Annotated in this window: 17 protein-coding genes; 8 read left to right on the plus strand and 9 right to left on the minus strand. The window is 39.0% G+C overall.

What is annotated here, in order from left to right:
• Nucleotide 1 precedes the first annotated feature (1 nt).
• The 3 genes from J671_RS16640 to J671_RS16650 all read left to right on the plus strand — a co-directional run bounded on the left by J671_RS16640 (nt 2) and on the right by J671_RS16650 (nt 3,860).
• A complete protein-coding gene (locus tag J671_RS16640; protein ID WP_023188035.1) occupies nt 2–2,197 on the plus strand; it encodes a polysaccharide biosynthesis tyrosine autokinase in 2,196 nt (731 codons plus the stop codon).
• Nucleotides 2,198–2,392: 195 nt separating this feature from the next.
• Nucleotides 2,393–3,115: an FKBP-type peptidyl-prolyl cis-trans isomerase gene (locus tag J671_RS16645; RefSeq protein WP_004884004.1), complete on the plus strand. Its 723-nt coding sequence runs from the start codon at nt 2,393–2,395 to the stop codon at nt 3,113–3,115.
• Between the two features lie 49 nt (nt 3,116–3,164).
• Nucleotides 3,165–3,860, plus strand: a complete 696-nt coding sequence (locus J671_RS16650; RefSeq protein WP_004884006.1) for an FKBP-type peptidyl-prolyl cis-trans isomerase — start codon at nt 3,165–3,167, stop codon at nt 3,858–3,860.
• A 47-nt stretch (nt 3,861–3,907) separates the two neighbouring features.
• Here the strand turns inward: J671_RS16650 and murJ are convergent, their stop codons facing one another.
• Nucleotides 3,908–5,458 (minus strand): murein biosynthesis integral membrane protein MurJ, encoded by a 1,551-nt coding sequence (gene murJ, locus J671_RS16655; RefSeq protein WP_171059216.1) that lies wholly within the window; start codon nt 5,456–5,458, stop codon nt 3,908–3,910.
• Between the two features lie 74 nt (nt 5,459–5,532).
• Nucleotides 5,533–6,102, minus strand: coding sequence for a 1,6-anhydro-N-acetylmuramyl-L-alanine amidase AmpD (gene ampD / locus J671_RS16660; RefSeq protein WP_004711193.1), 570 nt, complete (start codon nt 6,100–6,102; stop codon nt 5,533–5,535).
• Nucleotides 6,103–6,273: 171 nt separating this feature from the next.
• On the opposite strand from ampD, the gene nadC reads away from it, so the two are divergent.
• Nucleotides 6,274–7,119, plus strand: a complete 846-nt coding sequence (nadC, locus tag J671_RS16665; RefSeq protein WP_004884009.1) for a carboxylating nicotinate-nucleotide diphosphorylase — start codon at nt 6,274–6,276, stop codon at nt 7,117–7,119.
• Here nadC and J671_RS25195 read toward each other — a convergent pair.
• The 6 genes from J671_RS25195 to J671_RS16690 form a co-directional block, all read right to left on the minus strand.
• On the minus strand, nt 7,116–7,283 hold the full coding sequence (locus J671_RS25195) for a hypothetical protein (protein ID WP_004884011.1): 168 nt from the start codon (nt 7,281–7,283) through the stop codon (nt 7,116–7,118). The two genes, nadC and J671_RS25195, sit on opposite strands and share 4 nt — an antisense overlap.
• Nucleotides 7,284–7,688: 405 nt before the next feature.
• A complete protein-coding gene (locus J671_RS16675; protein WP_004884012.1) occupies nt 7,689–9,857 on the minus strand; it encodes a phosphocholine-specific phospholipase C in 2,169 nt (722 codons plus the stop codon).
• 20 nt (nt 9,858–9,877) lie between these two features.
• Nucleotides 9,878–10,012 (minus strand): hypothetical protein, encoded by a 135-nt coding sequence (locus J671_RS26280; protein WP_255018875.1) that lies wholly within the window; start codon nt 10,010–10,012, stop codon nt 9,878–9,880.
• Nucleotides 10,013–10,145: 133 nt separating this feature from the next.
• Complete coding sequence (gene rph / locus J671_RS16680; RefSeq protein ID WP_001217232.1) at nt 10,146–10,862, minus strand: ribonuclease PH; 717 nt, start codon at nt 10,860–10,862, stop codon at nt 10,146–10,148.
• Nucleotides 10,863–11,020: 158 nt separating this feature from the next.
• Nucleotides 11,021–12,163: a fatty acid desaturase family protein gene (locus J671_RS16685; protein ID WP_079377076.1), complete on the minus strand. Its 1,143-nt coding sequence runs from the start codon at nt 12,161–12,163 to the stop codon at nt 11,021–11,023.
• 30 nt (nt 12,164–12,193) lie between these two features.
• Nucleotides 12,194–13,219, minus strand: a complete 1,026-nt coding sequence (locus J671_RS16690; protein ID WP_004884014.1) for a ferredoxin reductase — start codon at nt 13,217–13,219, stop codon at nt 12,194–12,196.
• Between the two features lie 173 nt (nt 13,220–13,392).
• On the opposite strand from J671_RS16690, the gene J671_RS16695 reads away from it, so the two are divergent.
• A complete protein-coding gene (locus J671_RS16695) occupies nt 13,393–14,031 on the plus strand; it encodes a TetR family transcriptional regulator (RefSeq protein ID WP_000027529.1) in 639 nt (212 codons plus the stop codon).
• A gap of 136 nt (nt 14,032–14,167) precedes the next feature.
• Nucleotides 14,168–14,815, plus strand: a complete 648-nt coding sequence (locus tag J671_RS16700; RefSeq protein ID WP_002050537.1) for a TetR/AcrR family transcriptional regulator — start codon at nt 14,168–14,170, stop codon at nt 14,813–14,815.
• Between the two features lie 78 nt (nt 14,816–14,893).
• On the opposite strand, the gene J671_RS16705 is transcribed toward J671_RS16700, so the two are convergent.
• The gene (locus tag J671_RS16705; protein WP_002050528.1) at nt 14,894–15,511 is read right to left on the minus strand and encodes a thiol:disulfide interchange protein DsbA/DsbL; all 618 of its coding nucleotides are present in this window, start codon (nt 15,509–15,511) and stop codon (nt 14,894–14,896) included.
• Nucleotides 15,512–15,690: 179 nt separating this feature from the next.
• Here J671_RS16705 and ubiG point away from each other — a divergent pair, with 179 nt between their 5' ends.
• Nucleotides 15,691–16,404 carry a bifunctional 2-polyprenyl-6-hydroxyphenol methylase/3-demethylubiquinol 3-O-methyltransferase UbiG gene (gene ubiG / locus J671_RS16710; RefSeq protein ID WP_004884017.1) on the plus strand — a complete coding sequence of 238 codons (714 nt, stop codon included), beginning with the start codon at nt 15,691–15,693 and terminating at the stop codon, nt 16,402–16,404.
• The gene (locus J671_RS16715; RefSeq protein ID WP_016803557.1) at nt 16,401–17,102 is read left to right on the plus strand and encodes an HAD family hydrolase; all 702 of its coding nucleotides are present in this window, start codon (nt 16,401–16,403) and stop codon (nt 17,100–17,102) included. Before ubiG ends, J671_RS16715 begins: the two co-directional genes overlap by 4 nt.
• Nucleotides 17,103–17,161 lie beyond the last annotated feature (59 nt).

Consider the following 17,161-nt stretch of genomic DNA (forward strand, 5'->3'; position numbering starts at 1 on the left):
TATGAACCAAAACTCTAAAACTAGCGAAGATAGCATCGATTTAAAAGAGTTATTCTTTTCATTGATTGCACAGTGGAAAATCATAGCATGCTGCGTGGTCTTAAGTTTAATTTGTGCCTTGCTATACTTACGGATAACGCCAGATACTTATTCTGTAGATGCAATGGTACAAGTTGAGGACAGTAAAGGCGCTGCCTCTGCTGCTTTGCTTGGTGACCTTTCTAAAGTCAGTGGAGGTCTATCTCAAAAATCACCAGCTGATCCAGAAATAGAGATTCTTCGTTCTAGAATGGTTTTAGGACAAGTCATCCAGAACCTTAATCTTGATATTAACGTCAAAGATAACCAATCAGGATTGATCGACAAGTTAATTTCACAAGATAAGAGTAGACTTGAGTATCGTCATGAATCTGTACTGTACAGTAATCAAAATAATAATTTGATTATACGAGAACTTAAAGTACCTGAATATTATTTAGATAAACCCTTAAAGTTAGAGTTCAAAGGTGCAAATCAATTCACTTTAACATACAAAGATCAAGTTGTATTTAATGGTCAATTAAACAAAAAAAATATACTAAATACAAATAGAGGTCTTTGGCAGGTACAACTTAATGCTCAAGGTAACCTGAAAGAACAAAGCTATACTTTAACTAAACTCGCTCTACCAACAGCCGTTAAAAATTTTAATGATATCTATAGTGTTGCTGAAAAAGGTAAAGTGACTGGTGTTATTGGTTTAAATTATCTAGGTCAAGATCCTGAGCACATTACACAAGTACTAAATAATGTTCTAACTGTTTATCACCAACAAAACATTGAGCGAAAGTCTTTAGAATCTAAACAAACTTTAGCTTTTCTTGAGAAACAATTACCAGAGCTTCGAAAGCAGCTAGAAGATTCTGAGATCAAGTTTAACCAATTTCGTGAAAAGTATAAAACAGTCGATGTAAATGCTGAGTCGGAGCTATTACTTAAGCAAAATATTGATTTAGAAAAGCTTAAAATCGAGCTACAACAGAAACAAGCTGAGCTTTCTGCTAAATATACCAATGATCATCCATTAATCCGTCAAATCGATGCACAAATTACAGAGATTAATAAAAAGATTGCTGATCTTAATAATCGTTTAACTCAACTTCCTGAAACACAACGTTTATATTTACAACTATATCGTGATGTAAAAGTAAACACAGAGCTCTATACGTCGTTACTAAACAGTTATCAACAGCTTAAAATTGCTAATGCAGGTGAGATTGGTAATGTTCGCATTATTGATACTGCTGTAGAACCTGTTAAACCTATTAAACCTAAGAAATTAATTGTTCTAATACTTTCTATTTTTGTTGGTGGTTTTATCGGTGTATTAATTGCATTATTACGTAATATGATGCGTAGCGGAGTTAATGATTCAACTCAAATTGAAAATGAATTAGATTTACCAGTTTATGCGACTGTACCTCGTTCTCCTATTCAAGAAACTCGTATGAATATCTTGAAAAAGAAAAAGAGTATTCCTATTTTGGCAGTTAAAAGTAGTGATGATATTGCGATTGAAAGTTTGCGTAGTATTCGTACAGCCATTCACTTCGCTTTAACCTCAGCAAAAAATAATATTATTATGATTGCTGGCCCGTCTCCAGAAGTCGGTAAATCATTTATTTCAACTAACTTAGCGACTATTTTCGCACAAGGGAATAAACGTGTATTACTGATTGATGCTGATATGCGTCGTGGTTATATGCATAAATACTTCGATGTTGACGTAAAACCTGGTCTTTCTGAATTACTAAGTGGCCAAGCTGACTTGACACAAGTTTTACATAAAACGCAAGTTGCGAATCTCGACGTGATTACCCGTGGTAAGAGTCCAACTAACCCTTCAGAAATATTGAGCTCTACACAGTTCAAAGACTTACTAGAGAAGTTCCAAACGCAATATGACCATATCATTATTGATACTCCACCAGTGCTTGCGGTAACTGACGGCATTATTATTTCTCAATACACTGGTGTGAACTTAATTGTTGCTCGTTATGCTAAGTCTCACATGAAAGAGCTTGAATTAACAGTTAATCGCTTTGAACAAGCTGGTGTTAAGGTGAATGGCTTTATCCTTAACGATATTCAACGCTCTAGTGGCGGTGGATATGGCTATAACTATGCTTATGCCTATAAGGCGCAAAAAGAAGATTAATTAAGAGTTTTTTAAAAAAGCCGGATCAAATGATCTGGCTTTTTTATTTGATTTTTTAAGTTTCACCAAATTAAAACTAACTAAAATATATAAAAAAACCACTCGTTTTTTTTGTTAAACATTCTATGCTTAAGTCGAAGCATGCTAAGATCGAAGCAGCCTTTTAGACTCAAATGATTATTTTTGGAACCTTTTATGAGTAAAGCCTTACCCATTGCTGTCGCTGTAGTTTTAGGCGGTGCTGCACTTGTACCTGTATATTATGCAACTCAACATCCGACCACAGAAGTCGGACGTAAAGCAGACAAAAATGCTTCTCCAATTCAAAAAATCAGTTATGTTCTTGGTTATGAAGTTGCGCAACAAACTCCTCCAGAATTGGACACTAAGGCCTTTGTTCAAGGGATCCATGATGCTCGTGGCAAGCAACCAAGTGCTTATACTCAAGAAGATTTAAAAGCAGCTGTTGCAGCTTATGAAAAAGAGTTACAACAAAAAATGCAGCATCAAGATAAACAAGAGCACGCGGGTACAGCCTCTGAATCTGCAGACGCACAGTTCCTTGCAGAAAACAAAACTAAAGCTGGAGTAAAAACTACAGCATCAGGCTTGCAATATATCATTACGAAAGAAGGTACCGGTAAACAGCCAACAGCCCAGTCCGTTGTTAAAGTACATTATGAAGGCCGTTTAATTAATGGTCAGGTTTTTGATAGTTCCTATAAACGTGGTCAGCCTGTTGAATTCCCACTTAATCAGGTCATTCCGGGTTGGACTGAAGGTCTTCAGCTCATGAAAGAAGGCGGAAAAGCGACTTTCTTTATTCCATCAAATCTTGCATACGGTCCACAAGAACTTCCGGGGATCCCAGCAAACAGTACACTGATTTTTGATGTTGAACTCATTTCAGTGAAATAATAACAATCCAGGAGAGTCATAATACTCTCCTGTTTTTTTGGAAAAAGGCATGAAAAAAATCAGTTTGGTTATTGCTGCATCAACAATGAGTTTATCTGTTATTGCCGCGACACCTGTATCAAATAAAAGCCCAGCAAAAGACCAGTTTAGTTATAGTTATGGCTATTTAATGGGTCGTAATAATACTGATGCATTAACAGATTTAAATCTTGATATCTTTTATCAAGGTCTTCAAGAAGGTGCACAGAAAAAAACTGCACGCCTGACAGACGAAGAAATGGCTAAAGCAATTAATGAGTATAAGAAAACTTTAGAAGCTAAACAGCTCGTTGAGTTTCAAAAACTAGGGCAACAAAATGCTCAGGCTGGCGCTGCTTTTCTCGCTGAGAATGCGAAAAAATCTGGTGTGATTACAACTAAATCAGGTTTGCAATATCAGGTATTAAAAGAAGGTTCTGGTAAAACACCTAAAGCTACTTCGCGCGTAAAAGTCAACTATGAAGGTCGTTTACTTGACGGGACTGTTTTTGATAGCTCAATTGCACGCAATCATCCTGTAGATTTCCAATTAAATCAGGTTATTGCCGGCTGGACAGAAGGCTTACAAACAATGAAAGAAGGTGGTAAAACCCGTTTCTTCATTCCAGCTAAACTTGCTTATGGTGAAGTAGGTGCTGGTGATAGTATCGGTCCAAATAGTACGTTAATTTTTGATATTGAATTGCTACAAGTTTTGCCAAAGTAATCCTCTAAAATATAAAAAAAGCGATCTAAATTGATCGCTTTTTTATTTTAGTGTTTTAAATCTCTTGGTCTAAAGCCACTAACCAGTAAGCCAATTAAGTAAGCGATTACGCCTACTACGCATAGACCTGCGACCTCAGCAATGCGGATCCATTGAGAAAGCTCGCCGTTATACCAATTTAACCCAAACCAAAGCGCTGCGATCATGGCAAGGTTTGCCAATCCATATTGAAGAATCAGTTTTTTCCAATGTGAGCCGAATCGAAAAATATTACGCTTATGTAGATAGAAGTAGAGCAAACCAGCATTTACCAAAGCTGAACCAGAAGATGCCAACGCAAGCGCCATATGTTCAGCCTGCCAATGGATTAGTTTAAAGAATCCAATAAATACAACGTTTAAAATAGCATTTGCGGCAACAGACATTAAACCCACACGAACTGGTGTTTTAGTATCTTGCTGAGCATAGAAACCCGGTGCAAATACCTTAATTAACATAAAGGAAATTACACCAGCACTCATACATTGCAATGCAAGTGCAGTCATTTGAGTGTCATGTAGGTCAAACTCACCACGTTGGAATAGAGCCTGAATAATCGGTGTAGAAAGCATAAATAAGGCAATACTTGCTGGTAATCCCACCAATACAATAACTTTTGCTGCCCAGTCGATCATACCGCGGAACTTTTCTTGATCTTGCTCAGCATGGCGTGCTGAAAGCGAAGGTAAAATCACTGTACCAATCGCAACACCAATTAAACCTAAAGGTAGTTCTGTCATACGCTCAGCACTATAGAGCCAAGATACCGAACCATCTTGCATGAAAGATGCCCAAATTGTATTTAACAACAGGTTAATCTGAGTTACAGATACGCCAAATAATGCAGGAAGCATTAATTTTAAAATACGTTCTACACCCTCGTGTTTAAAATCAACTTTAGGTGGAATTAGGAGGTTTTTACGCCATAACTCAGGAATTTGTACAGCTAACTGTAAAATACCCGCTGCTACAACTGACCATCCTAATGCTTTAATTGGCTCAGCCATATATGGCGTAAGCCACCATGCGCCAGCAATCATTGCTACATTGAGCAATACAGGTGAAAAAGCTGGGGAAGCAAAAGAACCATAACTGTTTAAGATACTGCTAGCAAAAGCAGTCAATGACATAAACATTAAATATGGAATAGTCAGACGAAACATACTGACCGCTAAATCGAACTTTTCAGGGTCATTATGGAAGCCCGGCGCATACATATAGATGATCGCCGGAGCTAACACCATAGCCACAAAAGTGAGTAAGGTCATGACCGTGAGTAAGCAACCAAATACCCGACTAATCAGGATTTGTACTTCAGCATGTGCTCGGCCTGTTTTATATTCGGTTAGTACCGGAATAAAAGCCTGAGAAAAAGCTCCTTCGGCAAACAATCGTCGAAAGAAATTGGGAATACGAAAAGCCACAACGAAGGTATCGAAATCTTTACCCGCACCAAACACGTTGAGCAATACGACATCTCGTACCAACCCCAACACACGTGACAACATCGTCATCGCACTGACAATAAAAGTCGATCGCCATAATGCCATCGTACTCACCTACAGCTATATATTCGAAAGTCGCTATTGTAATGAAACTAGAAAATCTTTTCGTTGTGAAATGATGAATGAACTCAAGTTTTTTTCTGTGTTAACAGTTGTCTAAAATGCTGCCATTTAAAATAAGGACCCGGATCGGTTTTTCGGCCCGGTGCAATGTCTGAATGCCCTGCAATATGATTCTTAATTTCAGGGTAAGCTTGGCGAATGGCCCTAACCACATCTGTTAGTACGTCGTACTGTATCTCTTCAAAAGGTAAATCATCACTTCCTTCAAGCTCAATACCAATTGAATAATCATTGCATTCAACTTTGGCTAAATAGCTCGAACGCCCTGCGTGCCATGCACGATCATTAAAATTAACAAACTGTAGGACCTCACCTGTTCGTAAAATTAACAGGTGCGTAGAGACCTGCATCCCTTCAATAGTCTGAAAATAGGGATGTACGGACCAATCTAATTTATTTTGGAAAAACTGCTCAATATAGCCTCCCCCAAATTGAGAAGGTGGCAAGCTAATATTATGAACCACAATCATTTGAATTTCGGTACCAGCCGGACGCTGGTTAAAATTTGGAGAAGGAACTTGTCTCGCCCCTTTTAACTGCCCATCTATAACTTCATACGGTGTGATTTGCTTCATTGAGATGCCAATAAATTGCTTGCCAATTGTTTTAGTTTAAAACAGTTATATGCTTTTCAGAGTAGCCAGTACGATTGTTTATCGCGATTAAGCGAATAAAACAGCTTATTTTTAAAGTCGACGGTGCTAATATATCGCAAGTTTTAGGGTCATCGACAAAATGGAAACCGTATGAGCATACCTCAGTCTTTGCTTGAACAGTCAATTCAAATCAATATTCAACAAGCATTACAAGAAGATATTGGGGACGGCGACATTACCGCTATGCTCACACCTGAAGATGAGCAGGCCACTGCAACCATTATTAGCCGTGAAGATATGGTTTTAGCTGGACAGCCATGGGTTAATGCACTCATCTCAGCGTATGACAGTACGGTACAGGTGACTTGGTTAAAACAAGAAGGTGACCGTGTTGCTGCAAATGAAGCCTTTTTAAAGCTTGCAGGTTCTGCACGTAGCTTACTTACAGTAGAGCGCCCTGCTTTAAACTTTATTCAAACATTATCGGCTGTGGCTACAAAAACTGCTGAATATGTTCAACATCTTGAAGGTTTAAATACAAAACTTCTCGATACACGTAAAACTTTACCGGGCTTACGTATTGCACAAAAATACGCCGTAACCGTCGGCGGCGGTCAAAATCATCGCCTCGGTTTATTTGATGCATTCTTAATTAAAGAAAATCATATTATGGCAGCGGGCGGTATTGCCCAAGCGATAGCAAAAGCACATCAAATTGCGCCGGGTAAACCTGTTGAAGTCGAAGTTGAAACTTGGGATGAGCTAAACCAAGCACTTGAAGCAGGTGCGGATATTGTCATGCTCGACAATTTTAGCCAACAACAAATGATTGATGCCGTAAAACATGTGGCTGGACGTTGTAAACTCGAAGCTTCGGGCAATATCACTATTGAAAACTTACGCGAAGTAGCGACTACTGGTGTCGACTATATTTCTATGGGCGTATTGACTAAAGACGTCAAAGCCGTTGATTTATCAATGCGTTTTAATGCTTAAATAAAATCAGCATCATTATTGGTATTTTTTTGCGACTTGGTCATGTCTGCTGCTTGTGTTTTTTGCCATGCTGACTGAGTCGCTTGTGACCCACTATCCCGTGGGTCGGCAGCCATCAAAACAAATGTAACTACTGCTAATAATACAATAAAACCTTGTAGCATAAATTTTCCCCATTACTTTTAAAAATTTAGGGTTTCAAGGTAAAAGATAAATATGACCAGGCTTAGGAGATTCTGTTACAAAAGGTAAACCTTTATTTTTATTATTCATCTAAATAATAAGATATTACTCCCCTTCATTTATATTTCCCAACATTAGATTGTGCGAGATGTCATCTACAACCTGCCCAAAATCTATAAATATATTGTTTTTGCAATAAATCAGATATATGCAGGAAGAGAACAGGTTTTGTAGATGACAAATGCATTTGGTTACTTTGGGCGAAACCAAAGTAACGAATTAGCTACTTCCACTGGATGAATAAATGATAAGACTCCGTCGTGCTAGCTAATTTAAAATATGATTAACTTAAGACTTCATCTTAATCATTCATCCATTAGAGCAACTTAAGACTCTAAATAACCCATATATGGATCAGAAATTGAATCTTCTTGAGTTTCTATACGTCCTGCAAAACGGCGACTAAACGTTGCATCATCAGCTAATGTCACCGTAAAGTCATACCAACCACCAAATTCAGACATATCCCAAACCAATTCTTTTTCAGAACTATTCGTTTCTATAGTCCATGTTTTATTTGGTAGATAAGCATTTGCTTTGACTGAGAGCTTAACTGACTTACTGCCATCATGACGCACTTTTAAATACAAATTCGCATCACACTCTTCCACACATACTCTAATTTCCGGTAACGCTTGAGTTTGGTTAACTTGGCTCAAATTACCTTTAAACGCACGGTGGAAACCATTTGGTCCGAGTACCCATAAATCGTACTGTCCATTTGTAGTATTCCACACATCATCAAGCTGTTTACCCGCTTCAACCATATATCGGCGTGGAATTGACGTTAGGTCCAATCGGTTATACACATGGAAAACGGCTGCCTGTTTACCCGTATTAGAGAACATCAATTTAACTGTTTTTTGAGTGCCATCAACTTTGGCACTGGTGTGCAAAATATATGGCAAAGCACGTGATGGTCGAATCCCCATTTCCTGCTGCGGAAATTGCTGCTGGCTCGGAACAGGAACTTGTGGCAATAAAGCTTGAGCAACACGAATCGCATCGGCTTCGGCTTTGGTTTTCTTTCCGTCTAGTTCAGCAACAGGCAAAAGATTCGGTGTTTTAAAATTAAAAGCCGTTGTTAAATCACCACATACAGCACGGCGGTATGGGCTAATATTCGGCTCTTGCACACCAAAGCGTTTTTCCAAGAACTGTAAAATAGAAGTATGATCAAAGACTTGAGAGTTTACCCATCCTCCACGGCTCCATGGTGAAATCACGTACATTGGAACACGTACACCCGGACCATACACTCGACCATCTGGCTTAGGTTGAGATTTCGAAGTCGCTACTGCTGGATGGTTAAAGTACTCATAAGATACTTGCTGATCCGTTAAAGTGGTTTTTCCATATACAACACCATTTGCATCTTTAGACGGTGCACTTGGTGAAGGAACATGGTCAAAGAAACCGTCATTTTCATCGAAGTTCACCAATAAAACGGTTTGACTCCACAACTCAGCATTTTCAGTTAACGCATTTAATACTTCCTGAATATACCAAGCGCCTTGCACAGGACTAGATGGCCCTGGATGTTCACTGTAAGTTGCAGGAGCAACTAACCAACTCACTTGCGGTAATTTACCCTGAGCAATATCAGCTTTAAAAGTTCCTAGAAAACCACCGTCTGGCATGGTATTGGCAATACCTTTATAAAGTGGTTGAGTCGCATCGATTTTTTCATCATATGGTGGACAGGTGAGGGTATCGTTACTGACAGGCTGACCAGATTGCTCATTTGCACGACGATACTGCTTAAAACCAGCTAAGGGGTTATCGGTAAAGTTATCTGGCATATTTTGATAAACTTTCCATGTCACGCCAGCTTGCTGTAAACGCTCAGGATAAGTCGTCCATTCATAACCTTCTGTTGATGGTCCAATGCCATCAAATTCATTGACCACACTCGCAACACCTGCGCCTGTAGGTCCATTGGTTCCCGTCCAGATAAATTTACGGTTCGGGTTAGTTCCCGCGTGCATAGCACAGTGGTAAGCGTCACAAATCGTAAAAGCATTTGCTAAAGCAAACTGATATTCAACTTCTTGCTTTTTGTAATAGCCCATCGACTGCGGTTTTTTATATGCCACCCAATCACTCATACGCCCATTATCCCAAGCAGCTTGGCCATCTGACCATGAGTGAGGTGTACCTGAAACACGCTGAGCATTTCCTAAACGGCTGTCGAGATGGTAAGGCAGTACTTTATTTTTCTTAGCATCGTATTGTTCCCATACCTTGCGGCTTTCTGTCATAGGAATGGTAAAACGGTCACCAAAACCACGTACACCTTTTAATGTTCCGAAATAATTATCGAAAGAACGGTTTTCCTGAGTCAAAATCACGATGTGTTTAACATCTTGAATAGTTCCACTTTCAACTTTCGCATCAATAGCCAGCGCTTTTTGAATACTTAGCGGAAAACTTGCCAGAGCGGCTGTCCCAAACATAGTTTTTGTAGAATTTAAAAGAAATTCGCGACGATTCATTTTTTAATCCTTAATTTTTATTATGGTGCACAGTGCATTTTGCAATTGCTGGTTGGTGGTGTTGTTGGCGATGAATTATCTGAGTTGTTGTCATCGTTACAAGCACTGAGCATAAGCGCTAAAGATGTAATTAATAAAAGTGAAAATTTTCGCATTGATTTTTTCCAAACGGTTTAAATGCGAACTACTAATAAAGTGAAAAGGTGACAGACAAGTGATGTTTTTATGTCGATTTGATGAAGGCATAAAAAAACGCATCCGAAGATGCGTTTTTTAGATAACTTGAAATTACCAGCCTAAAGCTTCTTGTTGCTTTTTAATCAGCTCGGCAATTCCTTTTTCAGCCATTTCTAACATGGCATTGCTTTGAGCACGGGTAAAAGGTTTGTCTTCCGCTGTACCTTGAATTTCAATAAACTCGCCAGCTTGTGTCATTACTACGTTTAAGTCAGTTTGACAGTTCGAGTCTTCTTCATAGCAAAGATCAAGCAATACTTCGTCTTGATACATGCCTACAGAAATTGCAGCAACTAAGCCTTTAAGTGGATCTTGCTTAATTTTTTTCTGTGCAAGTAAAACATTCATCGCATCAACCAATGCTACAGCAGCACCAGTGATTGAAGCAGTACGTGTACCGCCATCTGCCTGAATGACATCACAGTCGATGGTAATGGTATTTTCACCCAGCTTTTTCAAATCAACCATCGCACGTAAACTACGACCAATCAGGCGTTGGATCTCTTGAGTACGACCAGTTTGTTTACCACGAGCAGCCTCACGGTCACAACGTGAGTGTGTTGAACGCGGTAACATGCCATATTCTGCTGTTACCCAGCCTTGACCTTGGCCTTTTAAAAAGCGTGGCACTGAGTTATCAATGCTTGCAGTACAAAGGACTTTGGTGTGACCAAATTCGACCAGCACAGAACCTTCAGCATAACGGGTGTAGTTTCGTGTAATTTTCACTTCACGTAATTGGTCTAATGCACGTTGGTCAATACGCATAATCCTTCCTAAATTCTCTTAAATACAAACTTGGGCATAGTATAGCAAAGGATTTTGACAGGTTGAGTTTATTCCCTACTTTCAAATGTAAGTCTGCACTTTTCATGACTTAAAAATAAAAATAGCCCCTTTTTAGGAGCTATTTACTGGTCTATCTATTAAGCAAATTTGAATTTTGCTTTTAATTTTTCTAATGTCTGCATCACTTTTGCAGTTGTGTGGTTTGGTAATGAGCATTTTGCTAAACGCCTCCATACACTCCAGAACTGACGCATGAAATTAGCTTCGTTGTAGTTAATGCCGTATTCTGCACAGAGTGCCTTAATTTTCGGTGCTACTTCTTTATAGCGGTTAGCAGGCATATCTGGAAATAGATGGTGTTCTATTTGATGGCTTAAGTTACCACTCATAAAATGAAGCCATTCTGTACCACTAAAATTACTTGAACCACGAATCTGACGTAAATACCACTCTGCCTTGGTTTCAGTGTCGGTATTATCCGGCTCAAACGTTTCTGCATCTTCAGTAAAATGACCATTAAAAATTACAGCTGATGACCATAAGTTACGAATAATATTGGCAACTACATTTCCCGCAAAAACCGGTAAAAACATAGGGCCAGAGATCACAGGGAAAAATACATAGTCTTTTAAAACTTGGCGTGTGGCTTTTTTACGGACTTTAGCAGAATCTTTCCAAACCTGTTTCCAGCTCTTGGTTTTATAAACTAATGCATCTTCAAGGTGTAAGTTTTGTACACCTACATACCATTCAAAGAAAAACATTAACTGTAGACCGAGTGGAATATTAAACAGGTGACGAGGTTCCCACTTCTGTTGATCACTTACTCGTAAAATTCCATATCCGACATCGTGGTCTTTACCGACAATATTGGTGTAGGTGTGGTGTACATAGTTGTGTGTTTCACGCCAGTCATCACCAGAGGCAATGGTATCCCAATCATAGGTATTACCATTCAGACTTGGCTCATTTAACCAGTCAAACTGACCGTGCATAACGTTATGACCAAGTTCCATGTTTTCTACAATTTTAGAAATACCCAGTAAACCTGTACCCAATAACCAGACAGGTGGAATCCAGCCACCAAACATCAACATGCCACGTGATGCGATTTCGGTATAGCGAACAAAGTTACGGACTTTGTAGATATATTTTGCATCTTGCTCACCAAGACTTTTCATAACATCTTGTCGAATCTGTTCAACACGGCGGCCAAATTCTTCAGTTTGTTCCGGTGTTAAATGAGCAGATTTAGAAACAGTAGAAAATTCTAATGCCATATTCATAGGGTTAATCCTCTGTAATTCTTTTTATAGATCAATCGTGACTGGGCTTAATGCCTGGCTCACGCATAGTTTAATTGGACGATTTGGTTGGTCTTCAATTTCGCCTGTTAACAGGTTTTGAGTGACCCCGCTCACTTTGGTACAACTGCATTTATTACAAACACCCATACGGCAGCCATGTTGCGGACGTAGTCCCGCCTGCTCTGCACTGCTCAGTAAGTTTGTTTCAGCTAAAAATTCGTGTTGAGCACGGCGGAAAATAACAGGCTGTGCTGCATGTGTACCAGTTACTTGAAGTGGTTGGAAATATTCTTGATGGAGCTGAGACTGAGCACCTTTTTGCGCATAAATTTCATTCGCCTGCTGCATCATGCCGTGTTGACCACATATATAGGTCGCAGTCTGCGCAAAATCTGGAACCAGCTTTTGCAGTAAGCTTTCCGTTAAATGTTGTTTTTGCTCGCTGGTATTAAAAAAATGATACTGAAGCTGTGGATGCTGTTCTGCTAAAGCTTTTAATTCGGCATGAAAAATTTCCGCACGATTAAAATAAATGACATGGATTTGTTCAAGCTGCTGTTTTAAAGCTTGCTGCAAGAGTGAATAAATTGCAGTAATACCACTTCCTGATGCAATTAAAATTGCAGGCTGCTGACCTTCATGCAAAGTAAAATTACCTTGTGGCTGTGAAATCTCAACACACTCGCCCACATGTAACAGTTGAGCTGCACGAGACACCAAGCCTTGTACTTTAATACCTAAAGTGATTTCACCTTGAGTGGTTACTTCAATAATCGAATAGCTACGTTGTTGATAAACGCCATCGATAAGCAACGTCAATAGAATACTTTGTCCCGCACAAACCTGATCGAAATTAAAATTACGATTTGGTTTAAGTCTAATGAGCACCATATCGGTATGAAGCGGCTGAACAGCGGTAACTTCTGCAAGTACCCTTTTCCAAGCCCAAGTCGCGTTAATTTTCTGCAAAACAAAATCAACGAAATCTTCTCGAACCCAATGTGGTTGATAGTTAAGTGTTGCGTTCATACGTTCCTCTTTTGTTTCTGGCTATTTATTTGAGTGAACACATGTTCGTATAGTGAACATATGTACACTATATTTATAAGTGTTCACTCAGTCAACACTTGTTCACTATTTTTTTTATGAAAGTTTGCTCTTTTTTGTTAGACTTTGGCTCACGGTTTAAATAGGTTTTTTTAATGTCGATACGGGATGAACGAAAACAGCAAAGTCGTCAGGCACTTCTTGATGCAGCCTTGCATCTAAGCACGTCTGGGCGTTCGTTCAGTAGTATTAGTTTGCGTGAAGTTGCACGTGAAGTAGGTTTAGTGCCAACAGCGTTCTATCGTCATTTTCAAGACATGGATGAACTTGGGAAAGAATTGGTTGACCAAGTTGCCCTACATTTAAAAAGCGTTTTACATCAACTCGGCCAAAGTTATTTACAGCACAAGTCTGCTAAAACCCAAACCAGTATTGAACTATTTGTACAGGCAGTGAACCATAGCCCTAAACAGTGGCAATTTATGATTGCTGAACGTTGGGGAGGTTCCGAAACCGTTCGTGCAGCCATTGCTAGAGAAATTGAATTTTTAATTGAAGATCTAACAACAGATCTGACTAAACTCGAAAATTTTAAACATATTCAAAACCCTCAAGACTTAAATGTCTTATCTACCATTTTGACCAATATGTCATTTACATGGGCAATGACGTGGCTCAACCTCGCCAAACAATATCAAGGTGAGCAACTTAAACAGCAACAAACCGCATTTATTGAAAATGCGTCTACACAAGTTCGCTTACTGTTTAGAGGCATTGCTAACTGGGAACGGTAAAACTGGCAAATGACAAAAAACAGGTTATGTGTTAATACGTAAAGAGTGAAAGAAAAAGGCTAAAATTTCGAGAAAAGTCTTTTTCTTTTTACAGGAAGTAAACTATTCGTTAGGCCAAACTGGTGTGGGAATACCTATGAATCTTGATCGTCATACACAATTTTTGATGCGCAAAGAAAAAATTCTAAGCGTTGCAGAAAAATTGTTACTAGAAAACAATCAGGAAATTACTCTAGATGAATTAGTGGCCGAGCTAGATATCGCAAAAGGTACGCTTTATAAACACTTTAGAAGTAAAAATGAACTTCTGCTTGAACTCATTATTCAAAATGAAAAACAAATTTTAGAAATTTCTCAAAAATATAATACTGATTTCAAAGAGTATGCTCCGCGTTACATGCTCCATCATTTGCTCACACCGGGAAAAACAATTTTATTGCATCAGCTTGAAGAAAATCTGACCATGACAGAGTCTAAGTTGAAGCACCTTTTTGAAGAGCTTTATGAAATTCGCCAGCAACGCATTTTAGCAATTAAAGATATTACAGAAAGTTATTTAAAATCATTAAATTATGACATGTCTATTCGTGACTATTTATCTTATATCTGGTCACTGACTTACGGCGCATCACTACTTTTAAATTCGACTTATTATCAGCGTTCGATTGGTTCTCGCCAAAAATTAATTAATTTATATATTAACCAAGCCTTATCACTACCCACCCAAACCACCAATTTTGATGCGTTAAATTTTCAGATTGAAGACGAGAACTCTCAAAATTAATTGAATGATTTCGTGATTATGAAATAAATTTTATAAAAAAGGGCTTCTGATGAAGCCCTTTTACTAACGCACTCAAAATTATTTTGCTTTACGTTCTTTCTCAATTAAGTAATTAAGTACTTGAGTAACTTTACCATCTTCACCCTGTACAACATACTTACCATTTACCACTACAGCAGGAACGCCTGTTAATTGGTACTGTTGAGCAAGTTTATTTGACTCGGCAACTTTTGCAGTTACTGCAAATGAGTTGTAAGTGCTATTAAATTTTTGTTCAGGCACACCGTAACGAGTAAAGAATTTAGCCGCAGAAGCCTGGTCAAAAATCTGCTGACCATTCACCTGAATTGCATGGAATAATGGTAAATGCGTGCGCTTACGTACGCCTAATGCCTCAGATGTATAGTAAGTACGTGCCCCTTGTTCCCATACTTTGTTCATAGCAGCTGGCGTACGTACGAAACGCACATCGCTCGGAATCTGTTTTAACCACTCTTGCATATGCGGTTCAAGTTTAAAACAGTGCGGACAACCATACCAAAAGAACTCACGAACTTCGATTTTCCCCGGTACTTCCACTTTGCCTGGATTGGCAATTACGGTGTAGTCTTTACCAGCAACGAAATCTGCTGCCATTGCACTACCCGATATGGCCATAATTGCTGCACTCAAACCACCCAAAACCAATTTTTTCATTGTTACAGCTTTTCCTCTAAGTTGTTATGCATTAGCTTATGCCCTAAATATAAAACAAATATGCTAAATTCGTTTTGCTTCTGTGAAGTTTTTTATTGGGTTTATCGCTTTTTTCCCAATAATCGCTACACTAACAGCGAACTACATCAAAAAGATAACCCAAGTTTAGAGGTAGCACCATGTCGCAATTGAATGTTGATTTACAAGAAATCGCAAAATTTGAAGCTCTTGCTGCCAAATGGTGGGATCAACATTCTGAATTTCGCCCACTCCATCAAATTAACCCATTACGTTTAAATTGGATTGATGAACGTGCCGGTGGTCTTGCTGGTAAAAAGGTGCTTGATGTTGGCTGTGGTGGCGGTATTTTAGCTGAAAGCATGGCGCGCCGCGGTGCAGATGTACTCGGCATCGATATGGGAGAAGCGCCTTTAGCAGTAGGTCGTTTACATGCTCAACAAGAAAATGTTCAAAATATTGAATATCGACAAATTCCAGTTGAAGAGTTGGTGCAAGAACAAGCAGGTCAATATGATGTGGTCACTTGCATGGAAATGATGGAACACGTTCCAGACCCTGCTTCTATTGTTAAAGCATGTCAGGCTTTGGTTAAGCCAGGTGGCCATGTGTTCTTCTCGACCATTAACCGTAACCCAAAATCATATTTATTTGCCATTATTGGTGCTGAATACGTGCTACGCATGCTTCCAAAAGGTACGCATGATTATCACAAGTTTATTCGCCCGTCAGAAATGGCACATGACATTCGTAATGCAGGTTTAACTTTAAAAGAAATGACAGGCTTACACTACAACCCAATTACGAAGCGTTACTGGTTAGCACCAAATGTTGATGTTAACTATATGGTTCATACAGTAAAGACAGGTGCATGATGAAAGCTGTTTTATTTGATTTAGACGGCACTCTCATCGATACGGCTGCTGACTTTATTCGTATTATTCAACAAATGTGCCGTGATGCAAGACGTCCTGTTGTAGAAGCAGACCTTATTCGCACTCAGGTGTCTGAAGGTGCACGCGCCATGGTCAAATTGGTCTATCCAGAGCTGGATGTAACCAATCCAATCTTCTTGGCACATCGACAAAATTTTTTAGATATGTATGGCAATAATATTGTCGTCGATACAGATCTATTTGAAGGGATGTATCCGCTTTTAGCAGAGTTGGAAGCCCAGCAAATACCGTGGGGTATTGTCACCAATAAACCACGTGGTTTAAGTGAATCTCTTCTAGAAAAGCTAAACCTGACTGAACGCTGTGCAGTTTTAGTGTGTCCGGAAGATGTTTCTAAAACTAAACCAGACCCAGAACCGATGTATTTGGCTGCAAAGCAGTTAAATATTCCAGCAGATGAAATTATTTATGTGGGCGATCACCCACGTGATATTGATGCTGGTCGCAATGCCAATATGTATACCATCTTGGCAGCATACGGCTATTTACCTATCGAACATCGCGATGATTTAGCCGCGTGGCAAGCCGATTCGATTGTAAATACGGTGACAGAATTACACGAGATGTTACGTCAAAAGCTTCCTGCTCTACAGGAAAATCAGCGTATGATAAGTTAACACAAGAGTTTTACAGGCTTTTTTAACGGTTATTTATATCAGTATAAAAAGAAGGAGGT

Origin of the sequence: Acinetobacter sp. 1130196, assembly GCF_000588095.1 — a bacterium.
Taxonomy (GTDB): domain Bacteria; phylum Pseudomonadota; class Gammaproteobacteria; order Pseudomonadales; family Moraxellaceae; genus Acinetobacter; species Acinetobacter nosocomialis.

What these genes read in the sequence shown, in the direction of transcription:
- J671_RS16640 (WP_023188035.1), top strand. Translation starts at nt 2, where the DNA reads ATGAACCAAAACTCTAAAACTAGCGAAGATAGCATCGATTTAAAAGAG.
- J671_RS16645 (WP_004884004.1), top strand. Translation starts at nt 2,393, where the DNA reads ATGAGTAAAGCCTTACCCATTGCTGTCGCTGTAGTTTTAGGCGGTGCT.
- J671_RS16650 (WP_004884006.1), top strand. Translation starts at nt 3,165, where the DNA reads ATGAAAAAAATCAGTTTGGTTATTGCTGCATCAACAATGAGTTTATCT.
- ampD (WP_004711193.1), bottom strand. Translation starts at nt 6,102, where the DNA reads ATGAAGCAAATCACACCGTATGAAGTTATAGATGGGCAGTTAAAAGGG.
- nadC (WP_004884009.1), top strand. Translation starts at nt 6,274, where the DNA reads ATGAGCATACCTCAGTCTTTGCTTGAACAGTCAATTCAAATCAATATT.
- J671_RS25195 (WP_004884011.1), bottom strand. Translation starts at nt 7,283, where the DNA reads ATGCTACAAGGTTTTATTGTATTATTAGCAGTAGTTACATTTGTTTTG.
- J671_RS16675 (WP_004884012.1), bottom strand. Translation starts at nt 9,857, where the DNA reads ATGAATCGTCGCGAATTTCTTTTAAATTCTACAAAAACTATGTTTGGG.
- J671_RS26280 (WP_255018875.1), bottom strand. Translation starts at nt 10,012, where the DNA reads ATGCGAAAATTTTCACTTTTATTAATTACATCTTTAGCGCTTATGCTC.
- rph (WP_001217232.1), bottom strand. Translation starts at nt 10,862, where the DNA reads ATGCGTATTGACCAACGTGCATTAGACCAATTACGTGAAGTGAAAATT.
- J671_RS16685 (WP_079377076.1), bottom strand. Translation starts at nt 12,163, where the DNA reads ATGGCATTAGAATTTTCTACTGTTTCTAAATCTGCTCATTTAACACCG.
- J671_RS16690 (WP_004884014.1), bottom strand. Translation starts at nt 13,219, where the DNA reads ATGAACGCAACACTTAACTATCAACCACATTGGGTTCGAGAAGATTTC.
- J671_RS16695 (WP_000027529.1), top strand. Translation starts at nt 13,393, where the DNA reads ATGTCGATACGGGATGAACGAAAACAGCAAAGTCGTCAGGCACTTCTT.
- J671_RS16700 (WP_002050537.1), top strand. Translation starts at nt 14,168, where the DNA reads ATGAATCTTGATCGTCATACACAATTTTTGATGCGCAAAGAAAAAATT.
- J671_RS16705 (WP_002050528.1), bottom strand. Translation starts at nt 15,511, where the DNA reads ATGAAAAAATTGGTTTTGGGTGGTTTGAGTGCAGCAATTATGGCCATA.
- ubiG (WP_004884017.1), top strand. Translation starts at nt 15,691, where the DNA reads ATGTCGCAATTGAATGTTGATTTACAAGAAATCGCAAAATTTGAAGCT.
- J671_RS16715 (WP_016803557.1), top strand. Translation starts at nt 16,401, where the DNA reads ATGATGAAAGCTGTTTTATTTGATTTAGACGGCACTCTCATCGATACG.